This window comes from Pseudomonas cyclaminis (assembly GCF_015163715.1).
GTDB classification, from domain to species: domain Bacteria; phylum Pseudomonadota; class Gammaproteobacteria; order Pseudomonadales; family Pseudomonadaceae; genus Aquipseudomonas; species Aquipseudomonas cyclaminis.
In genome coordinates, this window is sequence record NZ_JADDUM010000296.1 from 1 (window position 1) to 12,811 (window position 12,811).

Sequence of the window (12,811 nt, forward strand, 5' to 3'; positions counted from 1 at the left end):
AAAAAGGAGCTGTGTCATGCCCCAGTCTCAGTTGGCCCCGGCCATCCAGGCTTATATTGCGGCGACCAATACCCGCGACACCTCAGCAGTTGCCCAGTGGTTCGCCGACGATGCGAATGTGTTCGATGAGGGCGAGCACCAGGTCGGCCCCGCCGCGATTGCGCGCTGGATGGAAGACACTGCACGGCGTTACCAGCCGCGGGTCGAGGTGCTCAGTGTGCAACACCGCACCGGTAAGGTGCTGGTGAGCAATGTGGTCTCCGGCAATTTCCCCGGCAGCCCGCTGGAGCTGCGCTATACCTTTCGGCTGAACGAGCAGGGCAAGATTTCACGGCTGGATATCTCCCTGTAGGTCATAATCGCGGGCATGACTTTCGACTCGCCCTTCGCTGCCTATCAACACGCCATCGCCCAACAGGGCTTCGTCGCCGACGACGCCCAGCGCCGGGCGGTGGATGCCCTGCAAGCCTGTCATGGGGCTCTGCACCAAGGCGGCCGTGCGCCGGTCACGGGTGTCTACCTGTGGGGGCCGGTGGGCCGGGGCAAGACCTGGCTGATGGACCAGTTCTACCAGAGCCTGCGGGTCCCGGCGCGGCGTCAGCACTTTCATCACTTCATGGGTTGGGTGCATCAGCGCTCATTCCAGCTGACGGGCACCGCCGATCCTTTGCAGGCCCTGGCGCGGGAACTGAGCCAGGCAGTGCGTGTGCTGTGCTTTGACGAGTTGTTCGTCAATGACATTGGCGACGCGATCATCCTGGGCCGGTTGTTCCAGGTCATGTTCGAGGAGGGTGTGGTGATGGTCTGCACCTCCAACCAGCCGCCCGACCTCCTGTATGCCGATGGTTTCAACCGCGACCGGTTTTTGCCGGGTATCGCAGCGATCAAGCAGCATATGCAGGTGGTGGCGGTGGACGGGGGTGAAGACCATCGTTTGCATCCGGGGGCGGGCATGCAGCGCTATTGGGTCAATCAACCCGAGGCGCTGGCGAATGTGTTCGGACAATTGGCGCAAGGGCAGAGGGCGAGCCACGAGCCGGTCGTTGTCGGCCACCGCAGCATCGTGACGGTGCGGTCCAGTGACAGCGTGCTGTGGTGCCGTTATGCCGACCTGTGCGAGCAACCCTTGGCCGCCATGGACTTCATGCTGCTGTGTGATCGCTTCAAGGCGATCTTGCTCGGCGAGGTGCCTGACCTGAGTGCGCAGCAGCGCCCTGGCCGGATCGCCCGAGGCACCGAGGACGGCGCAGAGCGGGTAGTGGCGGGTGATCGCGAATTGCCGCAGTTGTCGGTGCATGATGACAGCGTACGCCGGTTTATCGCCCTGGTGGACGAGTGCTACGACCGCAAGGTGCCCCTGTTCATCGAGGCACGCGTGCCGCTGGAGCGCCTCTATACCGAGGGCTACCTGGCGTTTCCCTTCCGCCGTACCCTCAGTCGCCTGCTGGAAATGCAGTTGGAACGTTTCGGCGTGGCCTTGTAAGACCCGGCAAGGCTTGCCTGGCGCTGTTTCCCGCGCATACCGTGCGCACTTCAGGCAGATATTTGTAGTTAATCTCCTTCATCTACCGCCGACTCCGCGCTTACAATCGTGCCCCTCAAAGGGAGCCGATTCCCTTGTTGTCGTGATCGAGGAAGGCAATGGAAACCCCAGATATCCTGGTGCTGCAAGCCAGCTACACCAACCCCGTGCACGCTGAAGCCATAGGCCGCGTGCTCAACCACTACGCCGAAGACCCGATGGGCGGTGGCCATAGCCTGCCCGCTGACCTGTTGGAGCAACTGCCGGCAGAACTGGCAAAACGCCCGCACGCCTTCAGTGTTCTCGCGTTTGTCGGCGGTGTGCCGGCAGGGCTGGTGAATTGTTTTGAGGGGTTCTCCACCTTTGCCTGCCGGCCACTGGTCAATATTCATGACGTGGTGGTGATGAATGAGTTTCGCGGCCTGGGCCTGAGTCAGAAAATGCTGCAGAAGGTCGAGGAAATTGCCCGCCAGCGTGGCTGCTGCAAAATCACGCTTGAGGTGCTTGAGGGTAATGCTGTCGCCCAGTCGGCGTATCGAAAGTTCGGTTTTGATGATTCGAAGTTTGATCCAGTCCATGGCCGCATGTTGTTCTGGAACAAACCGCTTTAATAAATAACAGGCAAAAAAAGGGCGCCATTAAATGGCGCCCGATAAACCATCGGCCAATGGAGCGGAATGGCCCTGGGTGTTGCGGATTAACTAAACATTAATTAACTCTTCGGTTGTTCCTGATCGGTGGTGCTGGTCTTTGACGTCTTGCCGTCGGCGGCAGCGGTTTGTTCATTTGTGCCGTGAACGCTCTGCTGGGTGAAGGTGAAGTTGTTGTAATACTCCTTCATCCGCTCGGAGCCATCCTCTGCAAACGCGGCGGCGGAGGCCAGGGTCATCAGGCTGGCAAGCATCAAGGTCGAGAGTTTCATCGGGGTGTTCTCATTAAGTGTGATCGATTTATCCGTTCTGTCCTTGAGCAGATTCATGGGGCGATTGTGGAGTGATCTTATTAAGTGGGAATTAACCCGAGCAATATCCGAAGTTAACGATTTCGTTAACTTCGGATTGTGAGCTTTAAAGTTTCCAGTCCAGCGCGAGGGTAATGGCGCGTGGATCACCCCAGTACACGCCGTTATAGAAGCCGACACGCTCGTAGTATTTTTTATCAAACAGATTGTTGACGTTAAGCGACGCTGAAACGTGGTCGTCGAACTGATAGCGCGACATCAGGTTGACCACGGTGTAGGCCTGCTGCGTAATTTTTGCCCGGGTGGTGATCATGTCGCCGTCGCTGTCGCGCTCACCGGTCGGTCGATTGCTGAAGTCGTAGATGTCGCTTTGCCAGTTCACTGCGCCGCCCACGGTCAGGTTGCGCCATGCGCCCGGCAGCCGGTAAGCGCTGGACACCTTCAGCAGGTTCAGCGGTTGCCCGGTGTTGTTGCGTTTGCCAGAGCCGTTCACCGAATGGGTGTAGGTGTAGCCGGCCGTAAGGTTCCAGTCGGGCATGACTTCCCCGGACGCTTCCAGTTCGAAGCCGTTCACCTTATTGCCTTTGCCGCCTGACTTGTAGTACTCCTCGCCGGTCGCTGGGTTGCGTGGGACGCTGTAGTCGCGCTCGGCAACGTTGTCCTGGGTGCTCCAGAAATACGCTGCGGCCAGGTTCAGGCGCTCTTGCAGTACGCTCCCCTTGATGCCGACCTCGTAGTTGCTGCCCACCACCGGCTCAAGGTATTTCTTGTTGGCATCCTTGAGGCTTTGGGGTTTGAAAATATCGGTATAGCTGGCGTAGACGGTGTACTCCGGCGTGATGTCGTACAGCAGCCCGGCGTAGGGGGTCCACATGTCATTGTGGGTCTGGCTGGTTTTACCGGCGGCGGTCAGTTGGTCGTTGTCATTGTATTCAGGAGCGGCGCTTTTCAGTTCCCAACTGCCATAGCGGCTGCCCAGCACCGCATGCAAGCGGTCGGTGAGGCTCAGTCGCGTGGCCAGGTAGCCGGCCTTCTGTTCCTTGCTGCTGTGTTCGCCTTTGAGGTCGGTGACGGTGTCGCCGAACTTGGCGATCCCGCCCATGTATTTCCAGTCTTCAATGCTGTAGTAACCAGCGGGGATGTTGTCGCGCATAAACGGCGAACTGTCGCGTTGCGCGGCCTCGCCATAGCCCATCATCAACGCGTGTTCGCGGCCCAGTAATTGATAGCTGCCGGCCAGGTTGAGGTCGATGGCCTCCATGCGCGAAGTGCCGCGCATGTGGCTCGCCCAGGCGGCCATGCCACTGCGGTCGTCGTTGGGGAAACCTGAGCCGCCGTAGTAAACCTTGCCATCTGTGTCGCTCTGGCGATGGGTGTAGGCGGCCTTGATATGCCAATCGCCGCCCAGGCGATGGTCGAGGGTTGCGAAGGTGGTCTTGTCCGTCAGCGGCCAGGAACTCCAGTGCGCCGCCATATTGGTGGAGCGCGACAGCCCGGCCTTGCCGCCCTGGCTGTTCCAATAGGGCACGGTGCCCCAGGAAGTGCCTTGGACTTGTTTGTTCTGGTAATCAAAACCTACGGCCAGCACGGTGTCATCTGACAGATCGCCTTCGAGAATGCCGTAGCCGACCGCCCGCTGCAGCCCATAGTTGTCACGAAAGGATTGGCTGTCGCGATAAGCCAGCACCGTGCGCCCGCGCAACTTGCCGTCGAACGCCAGCGGGCCGCCCACGTCCATGTAGCTGTAGTAGTTGTCATGGCTGCCCGCGCTGATGCCGGTTTTCGCCTGCCATTGGGCGGTGGGGCGTTTGCGCACCATATTGATGGTGGCTGAAGGGTCGCCGGCACCTGTGGTCAACCCCGTGGCGCCGCGTACGACTTCGATGTGGTCGTAGATGATGGTGTCGGCGTCAGACTTCATGTAACCGAAGGTGTTGAGCATCCCATCAACCTGGTAATTGGTGATGCCATAACCTCGGGCCGAATAGGACACACGGTCAGAGTCGTTGTGCTGCACGTTGATACCGGTGGTCTGGCGCAGCACGTCGGTCAAGGTATTGAGATTGAAATCATCCATCTGCTGGCGTGTGATCACCGAGATCGATTGCGGAGTTTCCTTGACGGACAGGTTGAGGCGGGTGGCGGTGCTCATCGAACCGGTGGTGTAGGCCCCGGTGTGTTCGGTGGTGGCGCCGAGGCCATCGGCAGTGACCCGGGTGGCGCCGAGTTCGAGTGGTGTCTGTTCGGGGTCGGTTTCAGCCAGCAGCTCCGGGCTCAATGCGGCGCTGCACAGGCCAAGCGTGAAGGTCATGGAGCGGGTAAAGGGCGCGAACATCGCGGAAGACTCCTTGTCGTCTTTGTGGCCACCCCGGAAAGGGAAGGCCTTGGCTCAAAGACGAAAGGAGGGGAGGAACTTTAGGCTTAAACGAGAATGATTGTTATCTTTCTGTTACAAGACCGGTGCTTCCCGGAGCACCACATCGGTCGGGTCAACCTTCTTCGGCTTGATCAGGCTGAAGTCGATCAGGGCTTTCTGCTGGCGCATATACGGATTGCCGATCAGCTGTGGGCGCGGTTTGAAGCTGTCGCTCACCAGGCTTTTGCTGCGGTCCAGCTCATTGGAACTCAGCCCGGCCAGGTCGGCCCAGGTATGAATCAGCTGTGAGCTGGTGTACGGGCGTTGCAGGTCGCCCGCGAAACTCCAGTCGTGGGTTTCGCGCCATTTCGGCGAGGCGTAGGCCATGAAGGGAATGGTGTACATCGGCGCGGTCGGTTTGCCTTCGTTGCGTCCCAGCGTGGCGTGGCCGGCGGAGTCGAATACGTCTTCGCCGTGGTCCGACAGGTACAGCAGGAAACCATTCGGATCGGTCTTGGCGTAATCCTTGATCAGGCTCGACACCACGAAGTCGTTGTACAGCACCGCATTGTCGTAGCTGTTGTAGGTGGGCAATTGATCATCACTGATACCTGCCGGTACGCCTTGGCGATCGGTGAATTTGTCAAAGGTCGGCGGATAGCGGTACTGGTAGCTCATGTGGGTGCCAAGCAGGTGCACCACGATGAACTTGCGTTCGGCCGGATCGGCCAAAGCCTTGGAGAAGGGCGCAAGAACGTCGCCGTCGTACTGGCGGGCGTTCTGGTTACGGTTGTTGTTCAGGTAGACCTGTTCGTCGGCCTGTTCGGAAAAGGTCGTGAGCATGGTGTTGCGCTTGGTCATGGTCTGCTGGTTGGTGATCCAGTAGGTCTTGTAGCCGGCCTGTTTCATCACGCTGACAATCGACGGCGTTTTCAGGTACAGGTCCGGGTTCTCCTCGTCGGCAAACGTCAGCACCTGTTGCAGCGCTTCGATGGTATAGGGGCGCGGGGTGATGACGTTGTCGAACACGGCCAACTGGTCGCGCAGCTTGTCCAGTTCCGGCGTGGTATTGCGCGGGTAGCCATAAAGACTCATGCGCTGGCGGTTGGTGGACTCGCCGATGACCAGCACCAGGGTCGAGGGCTGGCCGGCCATGGTGTCCTTGAGATTGGTCAGGGGCGGGATCTGGCTGGCGCTGTCGAGCATGCCTTGCATGTTGTCGAGTTGTTCGGTGTAGCGCCGATAGGCAACGATCATCTGCCAAGGCACGGCGGGCTCGATGCGCGATTCGAAGCGGTCAATGGCGTCGTCCATCGTGTCGCTGCGGGCGATCTGCTTGACCAGCGGGTAACCGATAATGGCCACCAGGATCGCAGTTGCCGCCACCAGGGCCTGGCAGCGTGGCAGGTACACCGGGCGTACTCGGGTCCACAGGAAAATCGCGACCGCGGTATGGGCAATAAAGGCCAGCACGATCCACCAGGCGAAGTACTGGGTGGCGTATTCGCCCGCTTCAGAGATGTTCGATTCGAACATGATGAAGATCACGCTTTGGGAGAATTCCTGCTGGTAAATGAAGAAATAGCCCAGGCTGGCCATGGAGCAGGCCCACAGCACCACACCGATCAGGGCGGCAAGCAAGCGCGTACGGCGCGGGAAAACGAGCAGGGGGGCAAGCCACAGTGCGCTCATGAAGAACGCTTGGCGAAAACCACTGAAGCCGGACGTGCCGCTGAGTTGAATCAGCAGTTGGGTAATACCGGAGAAGTACCAGAAAAACAGAAATAACCAGCCAAGACCGGCCCAATCAAAGCCTTTCGCAGACTTATTGCTGCGTTCGAACATTGCCATCCAGCGCTCCAACCCGGTAATTTTCAGTCGCGCGCAGGGCTGCGCGCAACACAGGCCACCCTTGCATGGGATGGCCCTTGGGGGCGGGAGTATCGGGAAGTGCGTGTGAAAACTTTGTGAGATTTTTGTAGCTGTTATCTTACAAAGCGATGACAGGGCTCAGCAGAGCGCAGGCTGCACGCCGGAGGGCTGGTCCAGTTGGGCTTGAATGATATGAGCACGCAGGCGCATGACCTCGTGCTGCAACTGGTCGCGTTCGTCTTTCAACTGGCGCAGTTCATCGCGACGGAGCGTGACGTAGAGGGTCTGGGGAGGACGGGTCATCTGTGCAGTGCTCATTGCTTACCTCGCAAATAGCCGGTGTGTCGCGGTGTGCCAGAACGCTTGAGTCGAGGTTCTCGGCATCAGTCGGAAGCAATTCTGAATTCTTTTTCGGCGCAATGGAACTTTTTTATTTTTGATGGTCGTGTGACTTTTGGTGGCGTGATGGTGAAACGATGGCAACTTTTTGTCATGAAACTACATGGATCTGCCCCTGACTAACCCTCATTAGCCTCATTGCGCTATAAACTATGTCACACATTTATTTAGTAGTTAGGAGCATCAGCACATGCAACTGGGGATTATCGGACTAGGCCGCATGGGCGGGAATATTGCACGGCGCCTGATGCTCAATGGGCATTCCACCGTTGTTTTCGACCGTAACGAAGCATTTGTCAAAGGCTTGAGCGAGGAGGGCGCCACGGGCGTCGCCGACTTGAAAGCCCTGGTTGCCGGGCTGCAAAAGCCTCGCGCCGTGTGGGTGATGTTGCCGGCAGGCGACCCCACTGAAAACACCATCAATGAACTCAGTGAGCTGCTCGAAGACGGTGACGTGATCATCGACGGCGGCAACACCAACTATAAGGATGACGTTCGTCGCGGCAAGGCACTGGCGCAAAAGGGCCTGCACTACGTTGACGTCGGCACCTCCGGCGGCGTCTGGGGCCTGGAGCGCGGCTACTGCATGATGATCGGTGGCGACACCGAAACCGTACAGCGCCTCGACCCGATCTTCGCCGCCCTGGCGCCGGGCCTGGGCAGCATCCCACGCACCAAGGATCGTTCGGCAACCGCTGACAAACGCGCCGAGCAGGGTTACATCCACGCAGGCCCAGCGGGTTCCGGGCATTTCGTCAAGATGATCCACAACGGCATCGAGTACGGGATGATGCAGGCCTTCGCCGAAGGGTTTGACATCCTCAAGACCAAAAACTCGGACAACCTGCCCGAAGACCAGCGTTTCGACCTCAACGTGGCCGATATCGCCGAAGTCTGGCGCCGTGGCAGCGTGGTCTCGTCCTGGTTGCTGGACCTGACCGCCGATGCCCTGGCCACCGACCCGAAACTCGACGGCTACTCCGGCTCCGTCGCCGACAGTGGCGAAGGCCGCTGGACCATCGAAGCCGCCATGGAACAAGCCGTGCCGGTACCGGTGCTGTCCACCTCGTTGTTCGCGCGGTTCCGTTCGCGCCAGCAGAGCACTTACGGTGACAAGATGCTGTCTGCCATGCGCTTCGGCTTTGGCGGTCACGTGGAGACTTCCAAAAAATGACCGCTAACGGCAAGAAACCCAAGGCCGAACCCGCTCCACCGACCACCTTGTTTCTGTTTGGCGCCCATGGCGACCTGGTCAAGCGCCTGCTCATGCCGGCGCTGTACAACCTCAGTCGTGATGGCCTGCTGGGCAATGGCTTGCGCATTGTGGGCGTTGATCACAACGCCATCAGCGATGCCGACTTCGCCAAGAAGCTGGAGGATTTCATTCGCACCGAGGCCGCGAGCAAGGTCAAGGGCAATGCGGATAATGCGTTGGACCCGGACTTGTGGGCGCAGTTGGCCAAAGGCATCAGCTACGTCGAGGGTGATTTCCTCGACGACAGCACCTACGCCGACATCGGCAAGAAGATCGCCGACAGCGGCACCGGCAATGCGGTGTTCTACCTGGCCACCGCGCCACGCTTCTTCAGTGAAGTGGTGCAGCGCCTGGGCAGTGCCGGATTGTTGACGGAGACTGACGACAGCTTCCGACGTGTGGTGATCGAAAAGCCGTTTGGCTCCGACCTCGCCACCGCCGAAGCACTGAACGCCAGCCTGCTCAAGGTGATGAGCGAGAAGCAGATCTACCGCATCGACCACTACCTGGGCAAGGAAACCGTACAGAACATCTTGATAAGCCGTTTCTCCAACGTGCTGTTCGAGGCGTTCTGGAACAACCATTACATTGATCATGTGCAAATCACCGCCGCCGAAACCGTTGGCGTGGAAACCCGAGGCAATTTCTTCGAAAAAACCGGCACCTTGCGCGACATGGTGCCCAATCACCTGTTCCAGTTGCTGGCGATGGTGGCCATGGAGCCGCCAGCGGCCTTTGGCGCCGATGCCGTGCGCGGGGAAAAGGCCAAGGTGATCGGTGCAGTACGGCCGTGGTCCCTGGAAGATGCACGGGCCAACTCGGTGCGCGGGCAGTACACCGCAGGCGAAATCGGCGGCAAGCAGATGCCGGGCTACCGCGAAGAAGCCAACGTCGCGCCCGACAGCAGCACCGAGACGTTCGTTGCCCTCAAAGTGATGATCGACAACTGGCGCTGGGTCGGCGTGCCGTTCTACCTGCGTACCGGCAAGCGCATGAGCGTGCGCGACACCGAAATCGTGATCTGCTTCAAGCCGGCGCCGTATGCGCAGTTTCGCGACACCGAGGTCGATGAGCTCAAGCCCACCTACCTGAAAATCCAGATCCAGCCCAATGAAGGCATGTGGTTCGACCTGCTGGCGAAAAAGCCTGGGCCGACCCTGGACATGGCCAATATCCAACTCGGTTTTGCCTACAAGGACTTCTTCGCGATGCAGCCGTCGACCGGGTACGAAACCCTGATCTACGACTGCATGACGGGCGATCAGACCTTGTTCCAGCGGGCCGACAATATCGAGAATGGCTGGCGTGCGGTGCAGCCATTCCTCGATGCGTGGAAGGAAGATGATGGGATCCAGGCTTACAAGGCCGGTGAGGATGGTCCTGCCGCGGCAGATGCGTTGCTGGCCCGCGATGGTCGCACCTGGCATAGCCTCGGATGAGTGATGCCGCGATTCATCCCATCCGTTTTATCCTCAGCGACGTGGACGGCACGTTGCTGCACCCGGACCATCGTCTGAGCCAGCGCACGATTGATGCGGTCAGTGCGTTGCGCGAGGCCGGGGTGTTTTTCAGCCTGGCCAGCGGTCGCCCCCCCAAAGCCATGCTGCACCTGATCGAAACCTTCGGGATCGATGTGCCGGTGGCCGGTTTTAATGGCGGCACCTTGATCAACCCGGATGGCAGCATTCTGGTTGCTCACCACCTGCCGGCCGAGGCGGCGCTGGTGACTCTGGCGATGTTCTCGGCCGAGCCGGACGTAGAAGCGTGGGTATTTGCCGACGGTGATTGGCTGCGGCGCGGCCTGCCGGGGCCGATGGAGCCACGCGAAGCCCACGGCCTGGGGTATGGGCCGGTGGTGGTGGAGAGTTTCGAGCCTTATTTGGATCGGATCGACAAGATCGTCGCCGCGAGTAACAACACACAGTTACTGGTGGAACTGGAAGCGCGTTTACAGCCCAAGGTGCAAGGCCTGGCGCAAGTATCGCGTTCGCAACCGATTTATCTGGATGTGACGGCCATGCTGGCCAATAAAGGCGAGGCCTTGAAGACCCTGGCGGCGCACCTTGGGGTGCCGCTGGAGCAGACGGCGGCCATCGGTGATGGGGGCAATGACCCGGCGATGTTTCATGTGGCCGGATTATCGATTGCCATGGGGCAGGCGGAAGAAACCGTCAAGCGCCAGGCCAATGTGGTCACCGGCAGTAATATCGATGACGGTGCTGCCGAGGCAATCGAGCGGTTTATTCTCGCTGCGCGATAAAAGTGTCTTAACTTAAGTCAGCCAACTTCCGATCAGTGTTTTGCAGTGATCGGAAGTTGGCGTAGCGACTTACTTCGGCATGGCCCAGGACTGCAACTGGTAGCCATCTTTGTCGAGTTCGGCGCGGGCCTGCAACAGCAAGTCTTCCAATTGCGCCGGGTCGCTGTAGGTGTTCGACGACAACTGTTTGCTGCCGATACGGGTATTGGTACGGTCGATGACGCTCAGGCTCAGGGCGCCATTGCCATCGTGCCAGGCCACGCACTGAAAGGGCTGGAAAGCACGGTCTGCGATCAAAAGAGCTTCGTTGATGCGGAGCGGGGCGTTCATATGGGTCTCTCTCTAAATGCCCATTCAAGTGAGTACCGGCGGTTGGGCTGACCGTGCGGCGGGTTACTTGTACTGATGCACGATGACGGGGTACGGGTCACATGTTAGAGCAACAAATTTCAACTTTTCCTGATTAACGTCATGTAAGCAGCTGTTTTGAAAGCTGAATGAGCGTTTTAGCGTGGCATAACTTTTTTGCCCGAACCCTCAGATGCTGGCTTTTTGCTCGCACTTATAGCGAAACGGTACAAGGGCTGTGTCAAAATTTTGCTAGTGTTAGCGCTGGATGTCACAAGCTATTGTTTATAAATAACTTTGTCTCCGGTAATCAACAATTTTGACGCCAAGGAATAGTCATGGTTGTTACACCTGCGCAACGCCGCTTGCTCGTGGTCGATCCCTGTGATGACTGCCACGGGCTATTGCCCGGTTTGCGCACCGCCGGCTGGGAGGTGGACAGCTGTGCGTTGGAGACGGTAGGCGACCGGTCCTGTGATGTGGGTTTGCTGCGCTTGCAGCCCTATCACCTGGAGCGCCCGGAAGCGGTCAAGGAATTGATTGGCCGCAGCGGCACCGAGTGGATTGCGGTGCTCAGCCAGGATGTCCTGCGCTTGCAGAATGTCGGTGATTTTGTCTGCGAATGGTTTTTCGACTTTCATACCTTGCCGTTTGACGTGGCTCGGGTCCAAGTCACCTTGGGGCGCGCATTTGGCATGGCGCGCTTGCGCGGCAAGGGCCACACCCCGGTGGATGAGGGGCATGAGCTGCTCGGTGACAGTCGACCGATTCGCGAATTGCGTAAACTCTTGTCCAAACTGGCGCCCACGGAATCCCCGGTATTGATCCGTGGCGACAGTGGCACCGGCAAGGAACTGGTGGCCAAGACCCTGCATCGCCAGTCCCAGCGACACGCCAAGCCCTTTGTCGCGATCAACTGCGGCGCGATCCCTGAACACCTGATCCAATCCGAATTGTTCGGCCATGAAAAAGGAGCGTTCACCGGCGCCCACCAGCGCAAGGTCGGTCGTATCGAAGCGGCGAACGGCGGCACCTTATTCCTCGATGAAATCGGCGATTTGCCCATGGAACTGCAAGCCAACCTGCTGCGGTTTCTCCAGGAAAAACAGGTCGAGCGCGTCGGCGGCAGCCAACCCATACCCGTGGACGTGCGGGTATTGGCCGCGACCCACGTCGACCTTGAGGCCGCCGTGGCCCAGGGCCGCTTCCGCGAAGACTTGTACTACCGACTCAACGTGTTGCAAGTCATCACCGCGCCGCTGCGCGAGCGTCATGGCGACGTCGCGATGCTTGCCAACCACTTCTCGCGTTTTTACAGCCAGGAAACCGGGCGTCGCCCACGCAGTTTCAGCGAAGACGCGCTGGTCTCCATGGGCAAGCACCCGTGGCCGGGCAATGTGCGCGAATTGGCCAACCGCGTGCGCCGTGGCCTGGTACTCGCCGAAGGCCGGCAGATCGAAGCCGTTGATCTGGGATTGATCAGCGAACAGGCAATTTCGCCACCCATGTCTACACTGGAAGACTACAAGCACCGTGCCGAACGCCAGGCGCTGTGTGATGTGCTCAACCGGCACAGCGACAACCTGAGCGTCGCGGCTCGCGTCCTGGGAATTTCCCGGCCAACGTTCTACCGGTTGCTGCACAAACACCAGATCCGCTAGGGCGGGTAAACCGAAAAGCCCCGCAACGACCCTTATCGTTGCGGGGCTTTTCCTTTTTTTTTGCGCTGCCGCTCTTGCTCTTGCTCTTGCTCTTGCTCTTGCTCTTGCTCTTGCTCTTGCTCTTGCTCTTGCTCTTGCTCTTGCTCTTGATTTGGCTCTTGATCTCAGGCGCCCCGT

12 protein-coding genes are annotated in these 12,811 nt (G+C 59.1%); 7 read left to right on the forward strand and 5 right to left on the reverse strand.

Features of this window, described 5'->3' with window-relative positions:
- Positions 1-16: 16 nt before the first annotated feature.
- The 3 genes from IQK56_RS28770 to IQK56_RS28780 all read left to right on the forward strand — a co-directional run bounded on the left by IQK56_RS28770 (position 17) and on the right by IQK56_RS28780 (position 2,133).
- Positions 17-352, forward strand: coding sequence for a nuclear transport factor 2 family protein (locus IQK56_RS28770; RefSeq protein ID WP_122310252.1), 336 nt, complete (start codon positions 17-19; stop codon positions 350-352).
- 15 nt (positions 353-367) lie between these two features.
- Positions 368-1,483: a cell division protein ZapE gene (gene zapE / locus IQK56_RS28775; RefSeq protein ID WP_193863606.1), complete on the forward strand. Its 1,116-nt coding sequence runs from the start codon at positions 368-370 to the stop codon at positions 1,481-1,483.
- A gap of 158 nt (positions 1,484-1,641) precedes the next feature.
- A complete protein-coding gene (locus IQK56_RS28780) occupies positions 1,642-2,133 on the forward strand; it encodes a GNAT family N-acetyltransferase (protein WP_193863605.1) in 492 nt (163 codons plus the stop codon).
- 101 nt (positions 2,134-2,234) lie between these two features.
- Here the strand turns inward: IQK56_RS28780 and IQK56_RS28785 are convergent, their stop codons facing one another.
- The 4 genes from IQK56_RS28785 to IQK56_RS28800 form a co-directional block, all read right to left on the reverse strand.
- Positions 2,235-2,444, reverse strand: a complete 210-nt coding sequence (locus tag IQK56_RS28785; RefSeq protein ID WP_122310258.1) for a hypothetical protein — start codon at positions 2,442-2,444, stop codon at positions 2,235-2,237.
- Positions 2,445-2,589: 145 nt separating this feature from the next.
- Positions 2,590-4,818 (reverse strand): TonB-dependent siderophore receptor, encoded by a 2,229-nt coding sequence (locus tag IQK56_RS28790; protein WP_193901916.1) that lies wholly within the window; start codon positions 4,816-4,818, stop codon positions 2,590-2,592.
- A 114-nt stretch (positions 4,819-4,932) separates the two neighbouring features.
- Complete coding sequence (locus tag IQK56_RS28795) at positions 4,933-6,690, reverse strand: phosphoethanolamine transferase CptA (RefSeq protein ID WP_193863604.1); 1,758 nt, start codon at positions 6,688-6,690, stop codon at positions 4,933-4,935.
- A 159-nt stretch (positions 6,691-6,849) separates the two neighbouring features.
- On the reverse strand, positions 6,850-7,029 hold the full coding sequence (locus IQK56_RS28800) for a DUF6026 family protein (RefSeq protein WP_259641177.1): 180 nt from the start codon (positions 7,027-7,029) through the stop codon (positions 6,850-6,852).
- 271 nt (positions 7,030-7,300) lie between these two features.
- Between IQK56_RS28800 and gnd the strand changes: the two genes are divergently transcribed.
- Genes gnd through IQK56_RS28815 form a run of 3 tightly spaced genes read left to right on the forward strand, consistent with a single transcriptional unit; the run spans position 7,301 to position 10,625 of the window.
- Positions 7,301-8,284, forward strand: a complete 984-nt coding sequence (gene gnd, locus IQK56_RS28805) for a phosphogluconate dehydrogenase (NAD(+)-dependent, decarboxylating) (RefSeq protein WP_122310264.1) — start codon at positions 7,301-7,303, stop codon at positions 8,282-8,284.
- The gene (gene zwf / locus IQK56_RS28810; RefSeq protein ID WP_122310266.1) at positions 8,281-9,804 is read left to right on the forward strand and encodes a glucose-6-phosphate dehydrogenase; all 1,524 of its coding nucleotides are present in this window, start codon (positions 8,281-8,283) and stop codon (positions 9,802-9,804) included. Before gnd ends, zwf begins: the two co-directional genes overlap by 4 nt.
- The gene (locus IQK56_RS28815; RefSeq protein ID WP_122310268.1) at positions 9,801-10,625 is read left to right on the forward strand and encodes an HAD family hydrolase; all 825 of its coding nucleotides are present in this window, start codon (positions 9,801-9,803) and stop codon (positions 10,623-10,625) included. The genes zwf and IQK56_RS28815 overlap by 4 nt, the downstream gene beginning before the upstream one ends.
- Positions 10,626-10,694: 69 nt before the next feature.
- Here the strand turns inward: IQK56_RS28815 and IQK56_RS28820 are convergent, their stop codons facing one another.
- Positions 10,695-10,955, reverse strand: coding sequence for a hypothetical protein (locus tag IQK56_RS28820; RefSeq protein ID WP_032887053.1), 261 nt, complete (start codon positions 10,953-10,955; stop codon positions 10,695-10,697).
- A 356-nt stretch (positions 10,956-11,311) separates the two neighbouring features.
- Here IQK56_RS28820 and IQK56_RS28825 point away from each other — a divergent pair, with 356 nt between their 5' ends.
- Positions 11,312-12,634, forward strand: a complete 1,323-nt coding sequence (locus IQK56_RS28825; RefSeq protein WP_193863603.1) for a sigma-54 dependent transcriptional regulator — start codon at positions 11,312-11,314, stop codon at positions 12,632-12,634.
- Positions 12,635-12,811 lie beyond the last annotated feature (177 nt).